We start from the raw sequence: 25,776 nt of genomic DNA, 5'->3' as shown, positions 1-25,776 counted from the left end.
TTGTTATGAATATTGTTCCCTTTATAGACATTGTAGAAGACTTAAATCGTGATCTTGTAAAATCTGAACGTTACTTACGACTGATTTTGGCGATTCAACGCGCTATTCCATGTGATGTGGTGGCCTTGTTAAAACTTAAACACGATCATTTGGTGCCTGTGGCGGTTGTGGGATTAAAGCAACAAGCGTTAGCGAGACAATTTTCGATTAACCATCATCCGCGTTTACAGCAAATTTTAGCTAATCCACAGATTACCCGCTTTGATGCTGACTCGACACTGCCTGATCCCTATGACGGTTTAGTCGATGATGACAGTGAACAATTGCATGTCCATGACTGCATGGGCAGTACCATTTACATTGATGGTAAAGCTTGGGGCGTGTTAACGCTAGACGCCATGAAAGCGGGTAGCTTTGATGCGCTTAACCCAACAGAAACTCGCGCTTATATTTCCGCAGTGGCTGCTGCGATTAAGACCAGTGAACATATTGAAGCGTTAGAAGTTCAAGTTGAGCGCAACCATCAAGTGGCGCAATACATGCTAGCGACCACGGGACCGGCGAGTATTATTGGTAACAGTGTCGTGATCCGGGATTTATTATCAGAGATTAATACCGTTGCCAGCAGTGATCTATCGGTATTAATTACTGGTGAAACTGGCGTAGGAAAAGAGCTTGTCGCTAAAAGTATTCATCAACAATCACGTCGCAGTGAGCAACCTTTAGTGCAAATTAACTGTGCAGCATTGCCTGAAAGCATTGTTGAAAGTGAACTCTTTGGCCATGTAAAAGGGGCTTATTCTGGGGCCATAAGTGACCGTCGTGGCCGTTTTGAACTAGCAGATGGTGGCACGTTATTTTTAGATGAAGTGGGTGAGTTGCCACTAGCGGTACAAGCTAAATTACTGCGTACTTTACAAAATGGTGAGATCCAGCGCGTCGGCAGTGACGATACCATTGTTGTTGATGTTAGGATCGTGGCGGCGACTAATCGTAATTTGCAGCTCGAAGTAAAACAAGGCCGTTTTAGAGCTGACTTATATCATCGTTTGAGCGTGTATCCATTACCTGTGCCGCCATTGCGTGATCGCGGTAAAGACGTTATTTTACTGGCGGGCTATTTTCTTGAAAAAAACCAACATCAGCTTGGGGTGACTAAACTCAGGCTGCAACAAACCGCGATTGATCAGTTAACCCAATACCATTGGCCCGGCAATGTGCGCGAGTTAGAACACGTACTAAGCCGTGCGGCGCTTCGTGCCACTAGCGAGCAAGGTCGTCATGCCAGCATTATTAGTATCAGTCGTGTTCATCTCGGTTCCGAGTTTTCCCCGAGTCATTCTGTCGCACCAGCGATAGCCGAGGTTGATAACATCAGCGACAATCATTCAACTATCGAGTTATCACAGGTGTTAACCCTAGGATTACGTGATTCAACCGATGAGTACCAACGGCAAGTGATCCAGACCGTATTAGCGGCCGAACGAGGTAATTTAGCCGCCGTTGCTAGGTGTTTAAAGCTGGATAGAAGTAATTTAATTCGTACCATGCAGCGCTTAGGGCTTGATCCTAACGCTGCGTATTAATCGTAAAAGAGCTACAAAATCAGCCAGATTATTTGGCAAAATTATTTTTTATGTTTTGTTAGAAATTTATATCGATAATTTCAGGTCAATATAAGTTGGATTAAGTTAGCTCAACTAGAGTCTTCTAAAGGATAGGTGTGATGCAAAAAGATAATTTAGGCAAGGTCGCGTTAGTGGTTGCATTGGTCGCAGTGGCGATAGCGGCTTTAATGGTGTTTGGATCGTCAATGGGATTGTGGGAACCCATCGTCGGTTTTATGGCCAGCCGTAATTACCATAACCTATTGGGTTATGTGGTAGTGGTTATCGCGCTGGTGGCATTAGTCACCGGTTTTAGTGCTAAAAGTAGTGCTAAGCAAGACAGTGGCACTAAGGGTAAAGGGGTCGTTAAGTCGACCGTGGCGTTACTGCTCGGCTTAGGGATACTGGCGCCGAGCATTATGGCTTTGGTTATCGAGCCAGTAAAATACCCGCCGATCCACGATATAACCACCAATACTCAAACACCACCGCAGTTTGTCTTTTTAACCGATAGCCGAATGGGGGCTAGAAATACTTTAGTTTATGGTGGCGCAGACATCGCTGCACAGCAGTTGCAAGCCTTCCCAAATATTCAGCCTATTATGGCAGATTTAACCGTTGAAGCGGCTTATCAAAAGGCACTAAGTGTCGCCAAAACCATGGGCTGGACCATTGTCGCTCAAGACCCAAAAGCACTGCGCTTTGAAAGTACGGCAACAACGCCTTTTTTCAATTTTGCAGATGATGTTGTGGTTGTTGTATCTACATTTGAACAGGGCAGTCGCATTGATTTACGCAGCGTGTCGCGGATTGGTAAAGGCGATGCTGGTGTTAATGCAAAGCGTATTCAAGAGTTTAGTCAGCGGTTTACTGAATAATAGAGGTTTTTTGATGATAGGTTAAAGGCGAACAATAAAAATTATACTGTCAAAATACTTTAAAAAGGATACTTGTGTGTAAGCATTCTAATGTAAGCCTATATTTTTCAGACAATTGGTTATGACACAAGTTAGGTTATTTGAAGTCATATTGATTCTAGACATACAAGCCGTCCCTTTTAGTGTTGTAAAAATGCATATAGCGCATTCTTCAGCGCGTTTATCAAGGCCTAATGCTATAGATTCCGGATCGGTTGAAAATAAGTCTAGCCACATTTTTATAATATCATTGTCTGAATCTACTAACTTCTGAGTAGCTTCTGCGGGCATGTCTTCACTATACAAGTCCGACTGGCATAATGTGACAAAGCAGCCCTTGTGTTCACTTGAATCGCACTGGCGTACCAAAATAGACATCATACAGTTCATCACTCTTTCACTCAAAGAGGTGTCTTCTTGCTTTAGGAGGCTGAAGTTATGTGCTTCTCTATTGCTAAGGTATAAATCAGTTGCTTTGATAAAAAGCTGCTCTTTATTACCAAAAGCACTGTAAAGGCTTTGTTTTTTGATACCCATTTGCTCTGTGAGATCACTCATAGAAGTCCCTACGTATCCTTTCTGCCAAAATACCTTCATAGCAGAAACAAGAACTTTGTCTTCGTCAAACTCCTTTTTTCTTCCAGCAGCCATATAACCTCGTCAATAGTATATTATTGCTCTATTTCAATGTAGACACCTTCCTATTATATATCATTTTTAGGGGTAGTTAGTTGTGCCCTAAGTCAAATAATTAGAATTAGTGCAGCCTAAATAAGAACGCAATTATAAAATCAATCACTTTATTAGGTATGGTTTAATTATATGATAATTATTTAACGTCACCTCACACTCCCATATAGGTATATTTCACCATTAATAATAAAAAATCGACGTGTATCACTAATTGGGTATATAAAAACACTTAATTAATGACCAGTCAGTCAAGAATGGGTTATATTCATTATGTTGATAACATATATTACATAAAAGGAGGTTTTACTGAATTTTTTACATTAGGTAAATATACTATTTAAGTTTAATTATTGTGAGTTTTCATTATTAATATAATGCTTTCTTATAGGGTGACTTTGTCTTTTTTTTATGAAGTGATGATAGTTAATTAAACTTTTCAAAAAATAATAATTATGAGAGGTGATAAATATGAACGCTTTAAAATCCATTGGGAAAAACATGCCGTTGTTTTTTCTAATAATATTCTTTAATAGCTTTAACCCATCGTTTGCGAATCAAGATGTGAATCCAAGAGGCGATTTCGTCGGCTCCCAAAAATGTAAAACATGTCATCAAGATGTTTATAAAGAATGGCAGGGAACTCGTCATGCAAACGTGATGAGAAAGTTATATACAAAAGACAATAATTCCATCAGTGCGCCGTGGGGTACAGAAAAAGAGCCTAAAGTTATTACAACCAGTAATAAAGACCGAAAATTTACTTTGTTTATGAAAGGGAAAAAATATTGGGTCACCATTCATGATAAAAAAGATCCTAATCGTGAACTTTCATATCAAATAGATGCGGTTGGTTATACTTCTCAAACGATGTTTTTTACCTATGTAGAAGAATCAGATTCATTAATGATTTTACCATTCAACTACTGGAATAATGAAGAAAAACAGGAACGTTGGGGAAATGCTTTTGACTTATTTTGGTTTAATGATGATGGTTCTATCTCATCAGATGAGAAGCTAGCTACATTTGAACAATTTCACAACTATGAGAATCGTTGCGCAGAATGCCATTTAACAGGGTTTAATGTTGAAACATGGACAGATGCAGGTAAGTTAGGGCGTTCAGCAGATAAAACTAATATTTGGACAACAACTGAATTTGCTATTGGATGTGAAAAATGTCATGGCCCTGGGGCTGCACATGCCAAAAGTCGTGATAAAAAAGATATTGTAAATCCAGAAAACTTAGACAGTAAGACGGGAAGTGAAGAGTGCGATCAGTGTCATCAGTCAGGGCACCCGATTAATTATGACAATGGTTTTTGGAGCGAACTTCCGATTAAATTCGATGAAAAAAATCCTCTAGGGCAAGGTCAACACTATAATGTTGGCGATAAACTGGATGAGTTTTACGTTGATAATGTTCGTAAAAAATGGGCTGGTACGGATTATTTCCAACAAGGAAAGTCTTATACCATGCAAATAGAAAGTACCAAGCATTTTCAAAACGGTATGAATTGCAAAACCTGTCATGATCCACATACACAGAAAACCCGATTACCTGCTAATGATTTATGTCTAAGTTGTCATAATAAAGACAAAGGTACAGCTAAACATCAGGGGAATTCTCATATGCAAGCGGATGTTAACTGTGTTGATTGTCATATGCCATATGGCATGATTAGTTTTCTTCGCTCTACCCGCTATGATGGCAGACTGCATGTTTTCAAAGCAATTACTCCGACAGAATCATTAGCACAGTTTAATTATCTCAAACAATTTACACTTCCTGATGCAGATCCTGAAGCTAAATTGACTAAATCTTGGGAAAAAATAAACAAAGACTTTGGTTCTTGCTATGACAGTGTGAAGCATCCAAAAAATGTACATTACTGTACAGATTTTGATGTGCTACCAAATGCCTGTTCTAGTTGCCATAAATCTGAATTCCCACAACCTGGTAAATTCGATGACACACAAGTAGAACGTTTACATAAAGCTGAAGCAAGATATCAGCAATTAACTGATCATATGAAAAAAGCTATGTAATTTATTTTATTAAAAATATTAAATTAATATTTTAATATCTAATAATTTAACTCATTGTATTAATTAAATTACGTAACTCCCCCTACGTAGGGAGAGTTACGTCTATAGGAATAAATTATGAACTCTAAATTAAATACTATTGCTCTAGCAATAGCATTAAGCTGTATCTCTTCATCTTCTTTTGCTGCATATGAATTTAAAATTAACGATGATAATAAAATAACTTTTGGTGGTTATATTAAAGTTGATGCCCGTTATGTTGATGGTGATGTTGCCTATCAAGATAATTGGAAAGGTGGTGGTGTAGGGTTAGATGAAAATGCTTCTCAGTTTAAAGTTTTCGCAAACGAAACACGTTTTAATACAAAGTATGAACACGGTGATGTCACTGGTTTTATTGAAATGGACTTTTTTGGTGGTTCAGGAAATGAAATCGTTTCAAACTCTTATAATCCTAGAGTTAGACATGCATATATAAGTTATAAAAATATTCTAGCAGGACAAACTTGGACAACATTCATGAATCCAAGTGCTATTGCTGAAACTGCTGATTTTGGTAGTACATTAATGGGTATTTCATTTGTTCGCCAAGGACAGATTCGATATACCAATGGAGGATTCCAATTCTCCTTAGAAAATCCAGAAAGTTTTGGTGGTGATACTGTAAATGATAATGTGCCTGATGTGATTGCTAAATATACTTTTAAAGGTGACTGGGGTAATGTTTCATTTTCTGCTCTTGGCCGTCAATTAAATACATTAGAAGGAAATACTGAAACGACTATTGGTGGTGGTTTTGCGGGTAAAGTGAATACATTTGGTAAAGATGATCTCCGTTTCCAATTCCACACCGGTGAGCTGGGTCGTTATGTAGGAACTGCCGCAGTAAAAGATCTGGTAGGAGAAGAAGTTGAAGAGTCTACTGCTTATAATGTGGCATATCGTCATTTCTGGACTGACACCATGCGATCTACTTTCATATATGGTTACATCAAAGGTGATAAAAGCGATACTGAAATTAGTCAGTGGGCTGTTAACTTGTTTGAAAATTTAACACCAGAACTTTCAGTTGGTTTTGAAGTGGGAAATTACGAGCTAGAACATGAAGATAAAAATTCATTTTATGGTCAGTTTTCAATGAAATATGCCATTTAGTTTTTGCTAATTATGTACTAAAAGTCATCACAATTATGTTATGACTTTTTATTCTTTGTTGAAAAATAATTTATTCAGAATTCTATAACTCCTGTTAATGGACAATATATATCAAGGTTAGTTTTTTTATTTATACGCCGTCATTGGGATTGTGGGAGCCAATAGTCGGCTTTATAGCCAGTCGTAATTACAATAACCTATTGGGATATGTGGTAGTGGTTGTCGCACTGGTAGCATTAGTCATCACTCTTGGTACTAACAGTGGTACTAAGGGAAAAGTTAAGTCGGTTGTGGCGTTACTACTTGGTATGGGCATATTGTCGCCAAGCATTATCGCAATGCTGGGCAACCCTGTTAAATACCCGCCTATTCACGATATTACTACCAATACTCAATCACCACCGCAGTTTGAGTTTTTAACTGACAACCGGATTGGAGCGAGAAATACTTTGGTTTATGGTGGAGAAGATATCGCCGCGCAGCAACGACAAGCTTTCCCTAATATTCAACCTATTACGTCAGATTTATCGGTTGAAGCGGCTTATCAAAAGGCATTAACTGTCGCTAAAACCATGGGCTGGACCATTGTCGCTCAAGACCCAAAAGCACTGCGCTTTGAAAGTACGGCTACAACGCCTTTTTTCAATTTTGCAGATGATGTAGTCATCGTTGTGTCTGCACTAGAGCAGGGCAGTCGTATTGATTTACGCAGCGTGTCACGGATTGGTATTGGCGATGCGGGTGTCAACGCGAAACGCATTCAAGAATTTAGTCAGCGATTCTCAAGATGATTTAAACGGTAGATTGTTACTCGGGAAGGGAGCATGAAAATGCTCCTTTTTTGTAGGTTTGATTAATGGGGTTTAACATAAAGATAAAATGAAATAGAGTCCGCATTCTGACATTGTATTGTGCATAGAATATACTTTAATGCTAAGGCATTTATGGACAAAAGTGCATTAGATCTCATACTCAAAATCCTATAATTCACACTACGATAAGTATGGTAAAACTCTAAAGCTTAAGCCTGCTGGATGGTATTTACTGAAAAAGGGATGGATCGACGTTCACTCTCGAAACAAAGAAGCTAACCAGAAATGTAACTTAGGATTTGCATTGCAGTAAGTCCTCGACGCAAGCATTCTGCTTCGCTTATTGCCTAAAATCGTGGTCAAATTGAGTTAACCATAGATATCATGGTTAACATTTAATTTGGATTAATGGGCATTAGAACGCCATATCTTTTAATGTCTAAATGGTTGGTTTTTATTTTTTATTGGCAGAGATTTTGTTCCAGTAATTTATTTTTTTCGCCTGCTTTCCAGCCTGTTTCAGTTAAGAATAAAGCAAAGAGAGCAAATAGAATTGGAGCGAAACATGTCAACGACAAGGCGGTCTTGAGACCATAGAGAGAGCCCAGCCAGCCTGTCAGAGCGCCGCCAACAGCACCTCCTAAACCACTCAATGAAAAGATAAACCCAGTCCCCATTGATACCGCGCGAGGAGACATGCCTGTCTTATAAAGTGTCGTTAACGCTAGAGGAACAAAGTTGTATGCGGCATACCCAGTGACAAAAGAGACTAAGGACAGTACTGTAATATTGTCGGACAACATCAAGCCATAGTACGAGAAAGGCAATACTACGCCGGAAGCAACAATAAGTGGCTTGTCATAGCCCCATGTTTGCGCAATTACAGGTGAAACTAAGCAAGCAATAGCAGAGCCAATAGGTATAAAACCAAGGATCATGCCCGCTTCCGCGGTTGATAATCCAATATTTTCAACCGCGTAGGTGGCCCAGAATGTGTATATTGCAATCCACGTTAACGACGTTGCAGGCCAGGCCAAAGCCAGAAGCCAGGTATTTTTATAAGCCAATGCCTCTTTCAGAGGCTGGAGTATAGGCACTTTTTCATAATGGGTTGATTGCCAAGGTTGATTGCACTCTTTCGCCACAAACATCCAAACGAACGCAAGCAAAAAAGCAAAGACCCCCATAGCTACCATGACTTCACGCCAGCCTGCCATCATAGCCAAAAACATCGGAAATGCGGCAGTTCCCAGAAGCTGTCCTGCAGGACCGGTAAACATTTCTATGCCGTTCACTGCACCCATTTTTTCTGTTGGGATCCACTGGATCTTAAACACAACCAACACAGAAACAATTCCTGCCGTTACCCCCATCACAAGCAGTCGACCAACAAACAGCATAAATGTGTTTGTTGCAAAACCTTGCAGAAACATACCAATGCCGAGAAGAACAAAAATGCTAAGCAAAACTATCTTCGGTTTTCCTTTACTGATCAGGCAAGTAATTGGAATGGTTAAAAGTCCCTTACCAATCCAGGCTATTGCACTCAGATACCCCGCGGTCTGCAGATCAAAGCCAATATCAGATCTCATATCAGGTAAGATCACACCAAAGGCAAAGTTTGTTAAATTAGCGACCATAAAGGCTAACCATGCTATCCATAAGATAGACCAGCCTCGGACAGGTATTTTACCCCCTCTGTTCATTGCCTCTGTTTCCCTTAGTCAATATTCAAATTAAACAGTCTGTAATGGTCAAGTTATTTTGGCCAATATGCTATAAATCAATCAGTCACTGATTCGGTGTTTATCATTAGATATAATGATGTCACTAGCAATAGCGCGTCACTCACTTTGGTCGGATAAGCGGCACCTGTTACCAAGTGCCGCTCTCCTAAGAACCGTACGTGCAACTTTCACTGCATACGGCTCAAGCCTCCACTAAGGCGTACTATGTTACCCGGTAACCACAGGGGTTACCTTTGCAATACTCACTCGAAGCTTTGATACTTTCTGCTCCATGACTTTCCAATCTTTGGATTATCGTTGAGCAAAGCAAGGAGAGGCACTAACTTCAATCGAAGTCATCATTTGCGTTTCTCCATTAACAAAGTTCTTTTAATTTTCTTGCAACGGGAGACCAGCTGGAAGTGGGCTCACTTTCGTGCCAGACATAAGTCTGTATCTGCATCATTACAATGCAGCATTAGCTTTCTCCAGCCTCCTTTACCTGCATCACTATCGGCTCTCTTTGCAGAGAGCTTTCCCATTAGGAGCGATACAGGCTTACCGTGTTCCGTATGAAGCGTAATGTCAGTTTAGATGCCCACTATAATGCGGAGAGCGTGTTGATCACGAAAGAATACACGCAAACTTCTTTCCTACTCTCGTTGCCTTTTGGCCACAGCGTGTAAACCACTTCCGCTGCTTGTGAAATTACGCATATTATATGGATTCACTTTCATTCATCTTACTGACTCCCTAGCACTCACCCAATTTGTGGTTATCAGGAGGAACGTCCTCTCACGATTATTTTCCCGTCTATTTAAAATAGACTTCGTTACATTGTCAGGCTCGCTTCTTTATTCAGAGCCATAGGGTCATCTGGTGATACAGATGGTCCTCTCTTTGGGTCGGAGGACAGCGATCAATACGACTTCACGTCGCACTTCGTGGATTCACATATGTTCATCATACTGACTCCCTAGCACTCACCCGATTGTGGTTATCAGGAAGAACGTCCTCTCACGATTCTGTTCCCGTCCAATGGACTTCGTTACATTGTCTGGCTCGCTACTTTATTCAGAGCCATAGGGTCATCTGGTGATACAGATGGTTCACTCTTATCGTGGTGAACAACGCTTCATACGACTTCACGTCGCACGGGCATGAACGTGTTAGTTGTTGTTTTGCTCATTTTAGTCAATTCGATATCATCAGTATTCCATCGGTTAAAAATATCCCAAATAGAATCCTTGAGGCATTCAAGTTCGGTGAGCTTTATGTTTAATCTACTTACAGGATTGATTACTCATACATTTCCCTCTACATAACAAACATACACATTCCTCACCATGAAATAATAGACCTATACCGCGCTTCGGTTAATGAGCGGGATGAGTAATGATTTGCGGGGAACTGACATCAATCGTTAAATACGCATCTTAAATCAATCAACTCACTGAGAGTACGCTGGAGATAAGTGCATTTATGTGAAAATTTGTGTATAGAAATTCGCCTATAAAAAAAGCCACAGCAATGAACTGTGGCTTACTGATACTAGCGAGTCAGTTAATTCTAAATCGATTAGTTCTTCTTAGAATATTTCGCTGCTTCTTCACCCGCTAAACGACCAAAGGTGACGATGTCTGAAATGGCGTTACCACCTAAGCGGTTTGCACCATGAACACCACCGGTTACTTCACCAGCGCCATATAGGCCAGGAATAACTTGCTTCTTAGCATCCATGACTTCTGCTTTAGTATCGATCATCACACCACCCATGGTGTGGTGAACACCAGGTGTTACTTCGATCGCGTAGTAGTTACCTTCGTTTAGTGCACGAGGTAAGTTTGGACGCTCAAAATCAGTGTCTTTACCGCTAGCGACTAAGCTGTTGTAACGCGCAACGGTTTCAGTCAACGCTTTACCGTCAATGCCTTCCATCTTGCCTAACTTAACTAAAGTATCCGCAGAAGGTGCAACACCTAAACCAATATACTTATCAATTTTAGACAGTGATTTACGCACAGAATCTTCGAAGATTAAAAACGCTGATTTGCCGGTTTGCCCCAAGATAGCCGCAGACGCTTTATCACGTGTAGTGATTTCGTTTACGAAACGCTTACCTTCACGGTTAACCAAAATAGCACCATTACCACGAACCGCTTCAGTGACCATTACGCCACCTTTAACAGATAGGGTTGGGTGAGCTTGGATATACTGCATGTCTTTCAATGCTGCGCCCGCATTTTCGGCAACATCAAGACCATCACCTACCGCACCAGGTTGGTTAGTAGAGATAAAGCCTTTTAGCTTAGGATCAAGCTTAGCGACACGTTCGTTATTTTTAGCGAAACCACCGGTTGCTAATACTACAGCATCCGCTTTCACCCAGTAGTAGCCTTTGTACATACCCTTAACGAGGATACCTTTGACATTACCACTGTCATCTTTAAGGATTTCGATACCACGAGTGTTCATGCGTATGTCGATATTGCGTTTCACGGCATTATCATAAAGCACTTGAACAATATGAGCACCAACACCAGCACCACCAGTTGGACGGTGTGCACGGTTAGCAGATGCGCCGCCCATACGACCGACATCATTTAAATCGGCGCCCATTGCGGTCATCCAATTAACAGAGTCTTTAGAGTGCGAAGTTAAGATTTTAACCAATGCAGGATCGTTTAGGTTACGGCCACCTTTCATGGTGTCTTTGTACATTAATTCAGGGCTATCAGTAATGTCTTTCGCTTTTTGTTGATCAGTCCAAGCAGCGTTCATGCCACCTGCGGCCAATTTAGCGTTACCACCGATAACAGGCTCTTTCTCAATAATAATGACTTTAGCGTCATTATCATATGCAGAGATTGCCGCAGAGAAGCCTGCGCCGCCAGAACCGACAACAATGACGTCAACGGTATCTTGAGGTGCGCTAGCAAGGGCTGCTTGACGTTCTGATTTATCTTTGGCCAATTCTGCAATAGTCGGTTCGTCACGTTGCCATTTTTTAGCATATGGCATGTTGAAATCGAAGCTGTGGCACGAGTCGCAGTACACCATCGATTTTTCGTGAGCGCTGTGACATGTGGTACATGATACATCACCAGGAAAATGCGAGTCATGAGCATTGTAATGTTCATGCTTAGTGGTTTCAGCCACTTCTGCTAGTGTTCCATGACAAGAAACACATTGGGCATTTTCATAAGTTAAGCTGTCATTTGATAGTTCACCATCTGGTGTATGGCAGCTATCACATTCTTGGTTTTGAGCGTGGAATTCGGCTAAGTCATCAGCCGCAACTGCATTGCCCATTAGACCCGCTGTGCCCATTAATGTGGCTAGACAGACTGCAAGTTTCATCTTTTTCATTTTTGCTCCCCCCTCTACATTTAATGACGTTTAGTCGATTAACTATAGAAGTACTCTCATTATTTTATTAAGGTTGAAGTGGCGTTCACTTTCAAAAGTATCGGCAAAACTCATCTCGATTTTATCGGCGATTACTTTTACTCGATTTAATCTTCACCTATGACACTAAGGCCAGCAATAAGATAATCAACAGGGGGGTCAGAAATGTTTCCTCAATCACAAGCAAAAAAATTAACTATGCAAAGATGCATAGTTATAAAGGGGTATATGCGATTTTGCATAGCCTATGTAGAGATAGATCACAGTCTCTAAATATCATCGAAAAAGCTACTTAACGATCTGCTAATTCGCGTAATGCTGCACAGTTTAAGCTGCGGGTGGTGTGTATCATCGCAACATGAGATTTTTATTGCTATTACTTATCATCCTTTCCTTACCTGTGCTCGCTCAAGAAAGCATTGTCTTTGGGGTACACTCAAAAACGGCGCCATTAGAATGGCGTAAAAATGGTGTCGATCAAGGCTTTAATGTCGAGTTGATGAATCGAATCGGTCAGCTCACTAATAAGCGCATCATCGTTCGGCGTAAGAGTTTTCAGCAATTAGTAAAAGATGTTCATAATCCTAACAGTGATATCGATGTGATTGCTGTGGTTAGCCCCGTCAATTTGGACCGCAAGTTAAGCCAATCCGATCCTATCTATGCCACCCATGCTAGAGCCTATACCTTGCAGGGCAAGGCGTTAATAAACAATTGGGCCGATCTCGTTGGCAAGCGTGTTGCCATCAAAATGGGGGCTTTTGTCGATGTATACCTGTCAGGCTATCCGCAAAATTTCGAACGCGTGGATGTCGATCTCTATGAGACAGGCTTTCAACAACTGATTAGCAACCAAGTCGACGTGGTTATTGCTGAAAGCTTTGTTGCTCGGCGTTTACTTCCTTTGTATCCATCGGTTCGCAGTTCAAGTGATGCACTGATCTACGGTGACTTTAATTTTGTTGGTAATGTTAAGAAAACATTATTAATGTACAAAATCAACGAGGCGCTTAGGCAACTAAAACTATCAGGTGAATACGACAAACTAGTCAATAAATGGTTTGGTATTGGGCGAGAGAAAGTGGATTTAACCTCTAATGAACAGCGAATGCTTTCAGTCGCGATGTTGGTCGCGCTTGTCTGTGCAGTAGGCATGGTATACACCGGGTTTATTAGTGCCAGTTTGCGCCGCCACACTAAGGCGCTCGATGCCGAATTAATTCAACGCCGGCGCATTGAAGCTGAGATATTTGAACTGTCGAAACAGTTTCAGTCTGTTCTCGATGGGATCCCCAATGGCGTGACCATAGTAAACCAGGACCTCCAGCATTTATGGAGTAACGATAACAATATTCACCTGTTAGATTCAGATGAGTTTTACTATGTCGACAACGATGTTTTTAAGCTTAAAGGCGCAGTATTAGACGTGTTATCGACCCAAAAGTCGTTTACTGCCGATATGCGGTATCAGCAGCAGTGTTGGCAATTACAAATTCATCCTATTGCCGCAGATCAGGTGGTGATCCTGCTTGAAGAATCAACCGAGCAGCATCACCTGCGACAAGCCAATGAAGAAGCCAGCCGCCTAGCCTCACTAGGAGAACTGTCTGCCGGTATTGCTCACGAAATCAATAATCCAACGGGTCTTATCGTACATGCAGTAGCACTATTTACTTCTGCAATGAAAGACTTAACACCAGCAGCTAGGCATTATCAGAAACAAAACCCCTTCTGGCTTATTGCAGGGCTAAACCCAGACATTGCTATAGAAGAATTACAGTATAGTTGTGGCTCTATTGAAGAGGGCGCCAAACGTATCAGCCGTATCGTTAATGATCTTAAACGTTATGCCATGCCTCATATTGCCAATGAATATACCCAAGTTTGCCTAAATGATGTGGTGCAAGTGGCACTTCGCCTAACCGCGAGTCAAACTAAATTCCATCAGATCACTCCCACGCTGTGTGAACCAAGCCCCAAAATTGAGGGTGATGCTCAGCAGTTACATCAAGTATTAATTAACCTCATTCAAAATGCTTGTCATGCCTGTTCTGAGCAATCGGGATCAATAGTGATAGAGACCCATGTTGAAGGTGATAAGGCTATTTTGAGTATCACCGACAATGGCTGCGGGATGGATAGCGCCACATTAACGCGTATAACAGAGCCCTTTTTCACCACCAGGCGAAACGAAGGGGGCAGTGGGCTAGGATTATCGGTCTGCAGCAAAATTATAAAAGAGCATCAAGGCGAAATGCAGATGCTGTCGAGTGTAGGTAAAGGCACCCGAATTCGCCTAACCTTTGCATTGGAATCACAGGATTAGAAAATGAAACTAGCCAGAAATATTCTTTTAGTCGACGATGAAGCCGCTTGGTTAAGAACGTTAGCGGTCACCCTTAATCGTCTGGTTCCTGAAGCTGATATTGACAGCTGCGTTGATAGTCGCCAAGTGAAGAATAGATTACAAGTTGGCGACTATGCGCTAGTGTTACTCGATCTCACCATGCCATTTCACTCTGGCGAAGAGTTATTAGCGATGATCCGTAGTGATTTCCCCAACACCCGAGTCATTATTGTGACGGGTGTTAACGAAGTCGACACCGCAGTACGTTGCATTAAAAAAGGCGCCTATGACTACTTTATTAAAACCGACAATGTCGATGACCTCGCGCATACAGTGCGCCGAGCACTGGAAGTCGTCGGGCTGGAAAGAAACTATCTCTATATTAAGGAGAAATTTCTAAGTCGTACTTTAGACACCCCGCAAGCGTTCAATAATATTTTAACTTGCGAGCCACAGCTATTGGATCAGTTCCGCTATCTCGAAGCCGTCTCATGCAGTCCTGAGCCCTTATTAATTGTTGGCGCTAGCGGCACAGGTAAAAGCGAATTTGCCAAATCTTGCCATACACTTTATAGCCCTAACGAACCGTTCATCAGTCTCAATCTCGCGGGCATTAGTAGCGAGTTCTTCGAGCAGAAAATGTGTGGTCAACTGTATCATCACAGTAATGGTGAATTAGACGCGGTTGCAGGCTTACTGCATCAAGTTGGTAGCGGGGTGATCTATCTTAACGAGATAGGAGCCCTGCCGCTAAACGCACAAGTTAGACTATTAGAGTTTTTAGAAACCAAACAATATTACCCCTTAGGAAGCGACACCGCCTACCCAGTAAAATGTAAGTTTGTGGTCTCAACTCAAGATGATTTACGTAAACTTCACCAAGCGGGTGAGTTTAGGAGCGATCTACTCTACCGTTTACGCGCCCATAAAATTAAATTACCGTCATTAGCGGCTCGCCAGTTAGATATCGCTATGTTGATTAATCATTTCATCGCCCTAGCAGCCGCTGACATGAATTTACCCGCACCGATCCAACCCGCAGACTTAGCGCCTAGCTTAGCCGGTTATGACTTTCCCGGTAATCTACATGAGCTAAAAGGGATGGTATTCGATGCGGTAAGTAGAAGTGATGGTATCGCGCTTAACACTTCTGCTTTTATGGAAGCGATTAATGAACACAAATTATTGACTGAAGCCCCTCAAGATCTCATCATCTTCCCTAAGGTGTTGCCAACACTCGCGCAGATGAATCAAGCCTTAATGGATGAAGCGATGAGCCGTACAGCCAACAATCAAACTGCCGCTGCGCAGGTGCTTGGGATCAGTCAAAGTGCATTGAGTCGACGACTCAAAGGACATTAGCGCTGAATGTGCAGCAGTTTAGTTAACATGTATAAATAGTGGTGATTGAGTGCAGGTCTTGTAATATGTTAACGATACATATTTCAACATTAGTCTTAGTGCTACACAAAAGCTTGTTAATGCCATTGTGCGGCCTTAAAAGCTGGCTAAACAATAGCCAATGTAATACACCAATTAATGCTTTTTACGAGGTTTTGATTGATATTGGATGATCATCATTTAACTGCAGTAAGTCCCAAAGATTGCCATAGAGATCTTCAAATACTGCCACCGTGCCATAATCTTGTTCTTGTGGCGGCCTAACGAACTTTATCCCGTCTGCTACCATGCGGTGATAGTCTCGCCAAAAATCATCGGTGTTCAAAAAAAGAAAAACACGTCCGCCAGTTTGGTTACCGATAACATCATTCTGCTCCGGCTTCGATGCCCGTGCTAACAGTAACGACACTCCGCTTGAACCTGGAGGGGAAACAACTACCCAACGTTTGTCCTGTTCTGCTTGATAGGTATCTTCGATTAACTCAAATTTCAATTTATTGACATAAAAATCGATAGCTTCATCATAATCTCTCACGACTAAAGCAATGTGAACTATTGATTGTTTCATTGTTATTCCATTGAATTTATTATCGTATTTCTAATAGATGTTCTCGTGTAAAAGTTTCACTAGACATTATTGATTTCAATCATGTTTTTCATTTTGAACTTTAGCATGTTATTAGACTTACATCCTTGCGCGTCTTCTCTTCCTAAAGGGCATGGCGAAAGTTCACTAAATAATGCTGTATTAATACTAAATAGTCCTTTTTCTTTTTTTAACATGCCTTGCTTCTTTAAGCTTCCTAACATTAAGTCCAACTTTATGATGCTAATATGTAATATATCTGCAATCTCTTCTCGGGTTAGTTTTATATCAATGGTAAGCCACATTGATATAAATTCTGTTTTAAAAGCAACGAGAATATCAAAAAGAAACTTAATGAGTTTATCTTCTGGTGAAGAGGTTAATAAGAAAATAGCCAGTGCAGTTTGTCTTTCAGTAAAATAGTTTGCATCAAACATAAAACGAGTAAAAAGCTCAATATCTTCTTTTATTAGGTTTTTTATCAACGATTTTTCAACAATCGTTATCTGACTGTCTCTTGCGACCTTAATGCTTTTACAGCAAGTACAATTATTCTCTAATAGTAAATGATAATCAGTCAATCTATGTGGGATAATGACATTTACAAATTTAGGTTTGGTATAGTTGTTTGTTCGTTTTATATAAAATATCAAGCCTGTATTTAAATAGATAAAATTGTTAAGTAGGATGCTTTTTGGGATTAACTCACCTTTGCTTAAGGTTATTAGTTCACCCTTTTCTTTAATGAAACGCATTATGTCGGGTTTAACTATATCAGGAAAGAATATAGTAGATTTACCTTTCATTTCAGGGCTTAAGGACATAACGCGAGCCATATAAATACACCTTAATGTTTAATTATCATTACATAAATTACCAATCGCATATGTACCAGTATAAACCCAAACCGCATAGAACAAGTTTAAATTCTATACATATTGATATTGTGTGGTGCTAGTCACATGTTTTTCTAAGTTGTGATTAGCACAGCTAATAATTAACAAATACCATTAGTTTTATTTTTTGTTAAGTTAATCACATGTTATTTACCATTATCTATACCTGTATAAAGGTTTTTGGGTGGATGATTTGGTTAAATTAGCTCAAGGAATTTGAAGGTGCTAACAAAATATTAAGTAGAGCCCCCGACTGGTTAACATTGTTTGGCTTCGATAGTGATGCAATAAAATAAGTTTATGATTTTATTTTCTAAAATAAATATAAAAACTTATTTTAAAGAAGTAATTATTTTACAGGTAATAAAATGAAAGTAAAAATTTCAGATTTTGGGAGGTATTTAAAAATGAGATCTATCTATCAACTAGCCATACTCATAGGTTGCGGATTATTCGTAATGCAAAGTTCTCATGCGTTACCTTGGGACGATTTAACCACAGAACAATTAGAAATACAGCTACAACAAAAGTTTGATGAGGGGAAATATTCTTCTAAAGGGGCAGATTCCTGCCTTATGTGTCATAAAAAAAATGAACAGGTGATGGACTTATTTAAGGGCACCCATGGAAAAGTTATTTCCGAGGATTCCCCAATGGCAGGTTTGCAATGCGAAGCATGTCATGGCCCTCAAGGCCAGCATAACCGAGGTGGTAAGGAGCCCATGATTGCTTTTGGTCCTCAAAGTAAGCTGCCGGCAAGTTCTCAAAACAGCGTATGTGAAGGTTGCCATAACGATGCACAGCAGATGAGTTGGCATAATAGTACTCATAATCTTGAAGAAGTTGCCTGTGTAGATTGCCATAAGATCCATGCGGCAAAAGATCCTGTTATGGATAAACTGACTATCAATGACACCTGTGTCAGCTGTCATACCAGCCAAAAAGGCGATATGAATAAGCGCTCTTCACATCCCTTGAAGTGGAACAGCATGACATGTGTTGATTGCCATTCACCTCATGGCTCAATGAGTGAGAATGCGTTAGTTAAACCCACAGTAAATGATACTTGTTATAGCTGTCATGCTGAAAAACGCGGTCCTTTCTTATGGGAACATGCGCCAGTAACTGAAAATTGCGTTACCTGTCATAACCCTCACGGCAGTGTTAATGAATCCTTAGTCAAGCATCGTGCACCGCAATTATGTCAGCAATGTCATGCTAATGATGGACATGCTAGTCGAGTCGTCGCTGAGTCAGGTATTGATGCTTTTGGTGGCGGTAAAAGTTGCCTGAATTGCCATAGTCAAATTCATGGTTCAAATCATCCCTCAGGCAGCTTGCTGCAACGCTAATGGAGAGCAAGATTATGTCATTCAAAATCAATCTTATTACTGTATCGATATTAGTGGCGATATCTGGGCCCAGTTTCGCAGCTAATTTTGGGGTGAACAATGCCAACACCAATAATGTAAATAGTAGCAACTATGAATGTAACCGTTGTGTTGAAAATTCAGCTTATAGCGGCAAGCTAGATGTTGCTCTTGGCTATAACGACATTGATGATATACATGCAGGTAACGCACTCGGTACTTCAGAGGATGGCGCTATTGGTTCAGTGAGCAGTGATATTCTGTTTCAAAATAAATCTGGATATCAAGCTCAATTAATCGCACATCAGTTGGGTTTCGATAATAGCTTTGCCAGTTTACAAATCGGCGATTCAGGTTTATATGAGTTGGTCTTAGATTACGCTTCAATAAAAACCATTAAAGCAGGCGATGTGAATAGTCAGCTTTGGCATAACGACGGCATGCTAACCCCAAGTGCTGATGTCAATACGTTTAACTTAGCACTAGAAAGAGAGAAGCTGGGGGTAGGGGTTGTCTATAAAAATGACGAATACAATAGTTTTGTCAGTTACAACCAAGAAGATAAAACCGGCCACCGTTCAAGCAGTATCGTGACGCCTAGCCCTATCAATATCGGCTTACCCGTTAACGCGACTACTTCGCAATGGGATGCGGGGATAGGTCTTAATGGCGATAACTGGACCACTGATCTGAGTTATTCTGGAAGCATTTACAATAATAAAATAAGTGACTTAAGCCTACCTTATTTAAATGATGTCTATGCTGCAGCTCCAGATAGTCAAGCTCATCAAATATCACTTTCTGGCAATTATCGCATTGATCAGACCGTGATGAGTGGACGTGTTGCGACTGGACGAATGATCCAAGATGAAAATTTAATTCAAATGAGTGGTAATCCACTGCAAAGCTGGGACGGTCAAGTCGATACTATCGATGGCCGGTTTGCGGTGACATCCATGCTAAGTAATCGACTTCGCTTGGGTGGGAAAATCGATTATAACAAGCGTGATAATAAGAGTTCGACTGCAGAATTTGCCCAATACAACTTCAATAGTTTAACCGGTGCGTTTAGACAAAATACGCCTTTAGATTATGAACGTAACAATTATGGTGTGAATGCGAGTTACAGAATCGCCAGCGGTTATCGTTTACAGGCAGGTTATGACAGTAAAGAAATTACTCGTAATTATAGTGAACGTGAACAAACTCAAGATGACACATTATGGGTGAAATTAAACATACGTAAGTTTGAAATGTTCAATATCAATTTAAAATCTGAGTATGCTAATAGAGATGGTTCAAAATTTGAATCAGATATTTTAACCGCATCCGAAGAAAATGCATTACTCAGAAAATATTATTTAGCTGACCGAACTCGTAATGCTTATGAATTAAAATTATCCCATACACCTAATGATTGGATGAGTGTTGATGTGACATCTCGATATGCCAAAGATGAATATAAACATACCGAAGTTGGATTATTAGATTCAGAAGATTATGGCTATGACGCCAATATAAGTATTCAGATTAGTAAAAATGTTGATACTTATGGTTTTATCGGTCAGCAATGGATTAATTCGTCTCAAGCAGGCAGTCAAGTCAGTAATTCATATTGGTATACAGATGTAGAAGATGAATTTATTAACGTTGGTGCTGGATTTAATTATAGAGGGTTAATGCAAGATAAATTAACAATAGGTATGGATTATCTATTTGCTAATTCAACGAGTAATACCAATGTGAATGTAGATAATAGTCTCCCATATGGTGATTATTACAGTTATAACCACAGTGCCAGTGTATATGCTGATTATGCATTAAATCCACAAATGGCACTTAAACTAAGTTATCGATACGAGCGTTATTACGACACCGATGCTGCATCTGTTGAGATCGCCAGTATACCCGGACTAATAACACTTCAAGATATAAACCATGACTATAACGCACACCAAGTGATGTTGTCATTTAGCTACAAATTGCATTAAACGTATCGTAAATACTACGCGAGGATATAGAAATGGAACGTAGAAATTTCTTAAAAATGAGTGCAGCAATTGGCGCTGCAGCAACTATCACTGGGTGTGAAGATAGTGCGAAAGAAATCAATGTAATACCGCCTGGAGTACCAGAAAGTTCGCTTGAACAACTTAACTGGTCTGCATGCTTGGTAAACTGTGGTTCAAATTGCCCTATTAAAGTATTCAGTAAAGACGGGGTTATCACTCGAATAGAAACTGACCATGAAACAACCGATGAATATGGTGTAAACCATCAGGCTCGAGCATGTCCACGTGGTCGTTCACTTCGTCAAAGAACCTATGCAACTGACCGACTACGTTCACCAATGAAACGTGTGGGTAAACGAGGCGAGGCAAAATTTGTCCCTATCAGTTGGGAACAAGCTTATTCAGAAATAGGCTCAAAATTACAAGCCATTAAAGATAACTACGGCCCTGAATCCATTTATATGCATTACGGTACAGGCGCTTATTATGGTTTCTCATCGAATACCGCCACCTGGGGTCGATTACTGAATTTAAATGGCGGTTTTCTAGACCATCATTGGGATTATTCATGGGCCGGTGTGTATCCAGCGTGTATGGCGACTTATGGCGATCAATGGGATAGCATTGGCGGCAGCTCATTAAGCGAAATCGTTAACTCTGATTTATTTGTTGGCTTTGGTTTTAATCCAAACGAAACACGCATGAGTGGTAGCGGTGAAGGCTATGATTTTGTTAAGTCTCTAGAAAATAATAAAAACAATATTAAAGTCTGGATGGTAGAACCAAGATACACAGATTCAATGCGTGGCAATGAAGATGAGTGGCTTGCGATCCGCCCTGGTACTGATGCCGCGTTAATTGAAGCGGTTATTTATCAAATGATTAATAGTGGCTGGGTTGACCAAAACGCGAAACCATTTTTAGATAAATATGCTGTGGGTTATGACAAAGCATCGCTAGTCAATACTAAGGCGTCTGTTACGCTAAACGCCGATCCGTTCATTGCTTCACATGCTGAATTTATCGACCCAGACCAAAATTACCATGATTACATTATGGGCCAAGGCATATTTGAGCAAGATGGCGCTAAAACGCCAGATTGGGCTGCAGTGGTATGCGGAGTCCCAGCGTATAAAATTGAACAGTTAGCTACCGCTATGATGGCCGCTGAAGCCCCCTATATTTCTGCAGGTGCAGGTATTAGTCGACATGCCAATGGCGACCAAGCCACTAGAGCCGTTTACACGTTAGCCATTATGACCGGAAAAATAGGTCGTGCTGGTGTCAATAGTGGTGCAATGCCTTCAAGCTATAGCTTTGGTGTTGCAGGTATGCAAGCAGGTAGCAATCCAGTAGATGTTACCATCCCTGTTTTCACATGGTCTGATGCCGTTGTGCGCGGTGAAGACTTTAGCGGAACGTCAGATGGCGTTCGCTTTAAATCTAGCGGTAGCCAAGAGCGGGTTGATAACAATCCAGCTAAACTGGGTACCAATATTAAGGCTATTATCAACTGCGCGGGTAACGCTTTACTGAATCAACACTCAGACAGTAATGGCACCGCTCAAATCTTACAAGATGACAGTAAGTGTGAACTGATTATTGTCAGTGATTGCTGGATGACATCGTCAGCTAAATTTGCCGATTACTTACTGCCAGATAGCACTTGGCTAGAATCAGTAGATTATGCAAACGATTCATATGCATCTGGTCAAATGGCCTATGCAACCTTTATGAGTACCTCACTGAAGCCGTTAGGCGAATCGCAATCTATGTATGAAATCTGTGCTGGTATTGCTAACGCTATGGGTAATGGTGCTGCATACACTGAAGGGCTTACCGGTGAACAATGGTGTGAAAAGCTTTATCAAGAAACTAAGTCGATGAATGCCGATGTCGATATGCCTGATACATATCAAGAAGCCCAGAAAGTGGGGGTTTTCCGTAAATATATGTCTTCACCAGTTATCGCATTCCAATCCTATATTCAAGATCCCATTGCGAATCCAAGACCAACAATATCAGGAAAATTTGAGATTTTCTCATTATCACTGGCACGAAAAGCGGCAACGTGGTCTCTGCCTACTGGAGATGAAATTACCCCATTACCGCAATATGTTGTGACTTGGGATGGCTATCAAGATCAACAAGCTATTGATGCAGGATACCCATTGCAATTATGTGGCTACCACACTAAAGGCAGAACGCACTCAAGCTATCATAACGTGCCGTGGCTTCGCGAAGCGGTCGAAGATGCGGTATGGATGAACCCCAAAGATGCCTCTGCTCGAGGATTATCTGATGGTGATATGGTTCATGTTTATAACGGTAGAGGAACAATTGAAATGCCGATAAAACTCACGCCCAGAGTCACTCCTGGAGTATGTGCTTTAGGGCAAGGTGCTTGGTATAAACCAGATGCGAGTGGGAAAGTCGGTCCATCTGGCCATGTTGTGGATATTGGAGGCTGTATTAACACTCTGACAAAATATCATCCGTCCCCAGTATCAAAGGGAAATCCACAGCACACCAATCGTGTTCAGGTAGTCAAGGCTTGAGGGGTAAATTAAAATGACACAAGAAACTCAATTAGGATTCTATTTCGATAGCAGTAAATGTACTGGCTGTAAAACTTGCCACATAGCCTGTAAAGATCGAATGGTTGGTATAACGCGTAATAAAGATGATGTCAGCACTCAAGGTGTATCCGCATTACCCGGCATGCTATGGCGAAGAGTCTATGAATATGGCGGTGGTACGTGGGAGCAAAATAGCGATGAGAGTTATGAGCAAAATATATTTGCCTATTATGCCTCTATCGGTTGTAACCATTGTAATGAACCTGTGTGTGTAAAAGCATGTCCCACAGGAGCCATGCATAAAAGAAAAGAAGATGGTTTGGTACTGGTTCAAGAGTCGTTATGTATTGGCTGCGAAAGCTGTTCAAGAGCTTGCCCGTACGATGCGCCTCAGATTGATATTGAACGCAAAGTCATGACCAAATGTGACGGTTGTTCTGATAGGCTAGCAGAAGGTAAAAAACCGATTTGTGTTGAGTCATGCCCTTTACGAGCGCTGGACTTTGATACGATGGAAAACCTTCGCGCTAAATATGGCAACGGCGATGGCCACTTTGCTCCATTACCATCAGAATCGATTACATCGCCGAACTTAATTGTTAAGGGTTCTAGGAAAGCACAACCCGTTGGTTCGAGCATGGGTCGGATCTTAAACGTTCGAGAAGTATAAATTAGTAAATACAGGGTGTAATAATGTTATTGCACCCTTCTTTCCTAGTTAAATTTATAACCAAATGTGAATGATATGAACATTGAAAAGCTTCAAGATTTACAGGCAATTGCCAATGTATTGCATTCTGTACTGACCGTTTATCCCGAGTCGGACTTAATCAATACCTTTAAACAGCAAGATATTGTTGAAAACTGGCCTAAGTTGTTAGTCACAGATCCCGACAATAAAGGATTAACGCACCTAAAAGCTTATATTGATCAATGGACCGATAATGAAGAAGAGCTACTTAAGCTGAAACTCGAATATGGAGTACTATTCTATGGCCCTGGTACGCCTTTAGCCGCGCCTTGGGGCTCAGCCTATACAAGTTCTTCACAGTTGCTTAATGACCACAGTACCATTACTTTAAAACGGTTTTATGCCGCTAACAATATCAATATCGACATGAAAATGAATGAACCTGTCGATCATATTGGGTTAATATTTGCGGTACTGTCATTCTTATTGAACAAAGCGATTGAAGCACCACAAAATCCAAATATTCAACAAGCGATAGATGAATTACTAGAGCAACATTTGCTGCCTTGGGCTTACCGATGTCTGGAGCTCGCCTATACCCATGCTGAAACAGACTATTATAGAGGATTCTCCATTTTAGCGAGAGATTATCTGTTGTATCTTGAACAAACATTTGAACTTACACCCAAAAAAATTGCAATTTATCGGTAGGTTAATATCAATGGCATTTCTTCAATCATTAGTACAACAATGGCACAAAGCTGATTTAGGTTATAGCTTGTTGTTAAACTTTCGGCGTTCAGAAGAAATAATGCAATTATTTAATGGTGCTACTGATATCAAGACGGTAACTAACTTAATCGCCGCGTTAGTGTACTGTGAGGGTGAACCAATATGGTTAACAAAAGAGAATCAAGATACTGAAAGTCCTCTAAAAGATGAATTAGTTTTTAAATGCCTAGTCATAAACTGCCAAATTTTATTTATAAAAGTATCTCAAAGGAATAATTTAAACCAAGCGGAAAGGCTAATTCTTACTTTATCTAATGTATGGGTTAATAAAAAACGTGATGATCAAAGTAGTGGGGATTTTATTAATCTTATTAAAAGAATATATGCTCAGGTTTATTCAATAGATCTAGAAAGTAGAGTTGACATTAAAAACATGAAATAAGTACTTAATTATATATATATCATCTGCAATCTGTAACTGAATTAACGCCAAAAAGATAGATCCTCAAAAGTCAAAAGATAACATTAACGTTAAAAATCTGAGTAAGTTTGACTGCTATGGCAACGTTAAACATTGGAGTAAAAGTCGGCAGTTAATTTTTCAGTAACACTTAAATTATGTAATAATATCATATTGTTAAGTCTATGGCTTGCAAGTCGATAACGAGTTTATTACTCAAGCTCAATTAGGTAAAAACCATTCTCGATTAACATAAAAATACATGCCTATGCAGTTGGCTCAGTAAGAATGTATTGGCGTGTGAATGATTGCCAAATTTAACAATCTGTTAGGTATT

At 40.4% G+C, this 25,776-nt stretch carries 18 protein-coding genes; 13 read left to right on the top strand and 5 right to left on the bottom strand.

What is annotated here, in order from left to right:
* The first annotated feature begins 5 nt into the window (after window positions 1–5).
* Together norR and AAEZ00_RS07875 are read left to right on the top strand one after the other, a co-directional pair.
* On the top strand, window positions 6–1,586 hold the full coding sequence (gene norR / locus AAEZ00_RS07880) for a nitric oxide reductase transcriptional regulator NorR (protein WP_351088517.1): 1,581 nt from the start codon (window positions 6–8) through the stop codon (window positions 1,584–1,586).
* A gap of 140 nt (window positions 1,587–1,726) precedes the next feature.
* Window positions 1,727–2,485 (top strand): DUF1499 domain-containing protein, encoded by a 759-nt coding sequence (locus tag AAEZ00_RS07875; RefSeq protein ID WP_351088516.1) that lies wholly within the window; start codon window positions 1,727–1,729, stop codon window positions 2,483–2,485.
* A gap of 87 nt (window positions 2,486–2,572) precedes the next feature.
* Here AAEZ00_RS07875 and AAEZ00_RS07870 read toward each other — a convergent pair whose 3' ends face one another.
* Entirely contained in the window at window positions 2,573–3,175 is a 603-nt protein-coding gene (locus AAEZ00_RS07870) for a TetR/AcrR family transcriptional regulator (RefSeq protein ID WP_351088515.1), read from the bottom strand.
* A gap of 510 nt (window positions 3,176–3,685) precedes the next feature.
* Between AAEZ00_RS07870 and AAEZ00_RS07865 the strand changes: the two genes are divergently transcribed.
* The 3 genes from AAEZ00_RS07865 to AAEZ00_RS07855 all read left to right on the top strand — a co-directional run bounded on the left by AAEZ00_RS07865 (window position 3,686) and on the right by AAEZ00_RS07855 (window position 7,209).
* Window positions 3,686–5,263 carry a multiheme c-type cytochrome gene (locus tag AAEZ00_RS07865; RefSeq protein WP_351088514.1) on the top strand — a complete coding sequence of 526 codons (1,578 nt, stop codon included), beginning with the start codon at window positions 3,686–3,688 and terminating at the stop codon, window positions 5,261–5,263.
* 117 nt (window positions 5,264–5,380) lie between these two features.
* Complete coding sequence (locus tag AAEZ00_RS07860) at window positions 5,381–6,418, top strand: DcaP family trimeric outer membrane transporter (RefSeq protein ID WP_351088513.1); 1,038 nt, start codon at window positions 5,381–5,383, stop codon at window positions 6,416–6,418.
* A 215-nt stretch (window positions 6,419–6,633) separates the two neighbouring features.
* Window positions 6,634–7,209, top strand: coding sequence for a DUF1499 domain-containing protein (locus AAEZ00_RS07855; protein WP_351088512.1), 576 nt, complete (start codon window positions 6,634–6,636; stop codon window positions 7,207–7,209).
* 482 nt (window positions 7,210–7,691) lie between these two features.
* Here the strand turns inward: AAEZ00_RS07855 and AAEZ00_RS07850 are convergent, their stop codons facing one another.
* Window positions 7,692–8,936, bottom strand: a complete 1,245-nt coding sequence (locus AAEZ00_RS07850) for an MFS transporter (protein WP_101033862.1) — start codon at window positions 8,934–8,936, stop codon at window positions 7,692–7,694.
* 1,599 nt (window positions 8,937–10,535) lie between these two features.
* The gene (locus AAEZ00_RS07845; RefSeq protein WP_124012660.1) at window positions 10,536–12,326 is read right to left on the bottom strand and encodes a flavocytochrome c; all 1,791 of its coding nucleotides are present in this window, start codon (window positions 12,324–12,326) and stop codon (window positions 10,536–10,538) included.
* Window positions 12,327–12,723: 397 nt separating this feature from the next.
* Here AAEZ00_RS07845 and AAEZ00_RS07840 point away from each other — a divergent pair, with 397 nt between their 5' ends.
* Both AAEZ00_RS07840 and AAEZ00_RS07835 read left to right on the top strand, forming a co-directional pair.
* Window positions 12,724–14,691: an ATP-binding protein gene (locus AAEZ00_RS07840; RefSeq protein WP_351088511.1), complete on the top strand. Its 1,968-nt coding sequence runs from the start codon at window positions 12,724–12,726 to the stop codon at window positions 14,689–14,691.
* Between the two features lie 3 nt (window positions 14,692–14,694).
* On the top strand, window positions 14,695–16,074 hold the full coding sequence (locus AAEZ00_RS07835; protein ID WP_351088510.1) for a sigma-54-dependent transcriptional regulator: 1,380 nt from the start codon (window positions 14,695–14,697) through the stop codon (window positions 16,072–16,074).
* Between the two features lie 184 nt (window positions 16,075–16,258).
* Here AAEZ00_RS07835 and AAEZ00_RS07830 read toward each other — a convergent pair whose 3' ends face one another.
* Both AAEZ00_RS07830 and AAEZ00_RS07825 read right to left on the bottom strand, forming a co-directional pair.
* On the bottom strand, window positions 16,259–16,681 hold the full coding sequence (locus AAEZ00_RS07830; RefSeq protein ID WP_124012657.1) for a VOC family protein: 423 nt from the start codon (window positions 16,679–16,681) through the stop codon (window positions 16,259–16,261).
* A gap of 59 nt (window positions 16,682–16,740) precedes the next feature.
* Window positions 16,741–17,535: a Crp/Fnr family transcriptional regulator gene (locus AAEZ00_RS07825; protein WP_351088509.1), complete on the bottom strand. Its 795-nt coding sequence runs from the start codon at window positions 17,533–17,535 to the stop codon at window positions 16,741–16,743.
* 518 nt (window positions 17,536–18,053) lie between these two features.
* On the opposite strand from AAEZ00_RS07825, the gene AAEZ00_RS07820 reads away from it, so the two are divergent.
* The 6 genes from AAEZ00_RS07820 to AAEZ00_RS07795 all read left to right on the top strand — a co-directional run bounded on the left by AAEZ00_RS07820 (window position 18,054) and on the right by AAEZ00_RS07795 (window position 25,421).
* The gene (locus AAEZ00_RS07820) at window positions 18,054–18,947 is read left to right on the top strand and encodes a DmsE family decaheme c-type cytochrome (protein ID WP_269801262.1); all 894 of its coding nucleotides are present in this window, start codon (window positions 18,054–18,056) and stop codon (window positions 18,945–18,947) included.
* Window positions 18,948–18,961: 14 nt separating this feature from the next.
* Window positions 18,962–20,956 (top strand): MtrB/PioB family decaheme-associated outer membrane protein, encoded by a 1,995-nt coding sequence (locus AAEZ00_RS07815; protein WP_124012655.1) that lies wholly within the window; start codon window positions 18,962–18,964, stop codon window positions 20,954–20,956.
* A 32-nt stretch (window positions 20,957–20,988) separates the two neighbouring features.
* Window positions 20,989–23,535, top strand: a complete 2,547-nt coding sequence (locus AAEZ00_RS07810) for a DMSO/selenate family reductase complex A subunit (protein ID WP_351088508.1) — start codon at window positions 20,989–20,991, stop codon at window positions 23,533–23,535.
* Window positions 23,536–23,548: 13 nt separating this feature from the next.
* Window positions 23,549–24,226 (top strand): DMSO/selenate family reductase complex B subunit, encoded by a 678-nt coding sequence (locus AAEZ00_RS07805; protein ID WP_101033871.1) that lies wholly within the window; start codon window positions 23,549–23,551, stop codon window positions 24,224–24,226.
* 75 nt (window positions 24,227–24,301) lie between these two features.
* Complete coding sequence (locus AAEZ00_RS07800) at window positions 24,302–24,958, top strand: TorD/DmsD family molecular chaperone (RefSeq protein WP_351074621.1); 657 nt, start codon at window positions 24,302–24,304, stop codon at window positions 24,956–24,958.
* Window positions 24,959–24,968: 10 nt separating this feature from the next.
* The gene (locus AAEZ00_RS07795; protein ID WP_351088507.1) at window positions 24,969–25,421 is read left to right on the top strand and encodes a hypothetical protein; all 453 of its coding nucleotides are present in this window, start codon (window positions 24,969–24,971) and stop codon (window positions 25,419–25,421) included.
* Window positions 25,422–25,776 lie beyond the last annotated feature (355 nt).

The organism is Shewanella sp. S1-49-MNA-CIBAN-0167 (assembly GCF_040310145.1).
Taxonomy (GTDB): domain Bacteria; phylum Pseudomonadota; class Gammaproteobacteria; order Enterobacterales; family Shewanellaceae; genus Shewanella; species Shewanella psychromarinicola.
The sequence above is the reverse complement of the archived record's forward strand: the minus strand, read 5'-3'. Positions and strand labels throughout refer to the sequence as shown.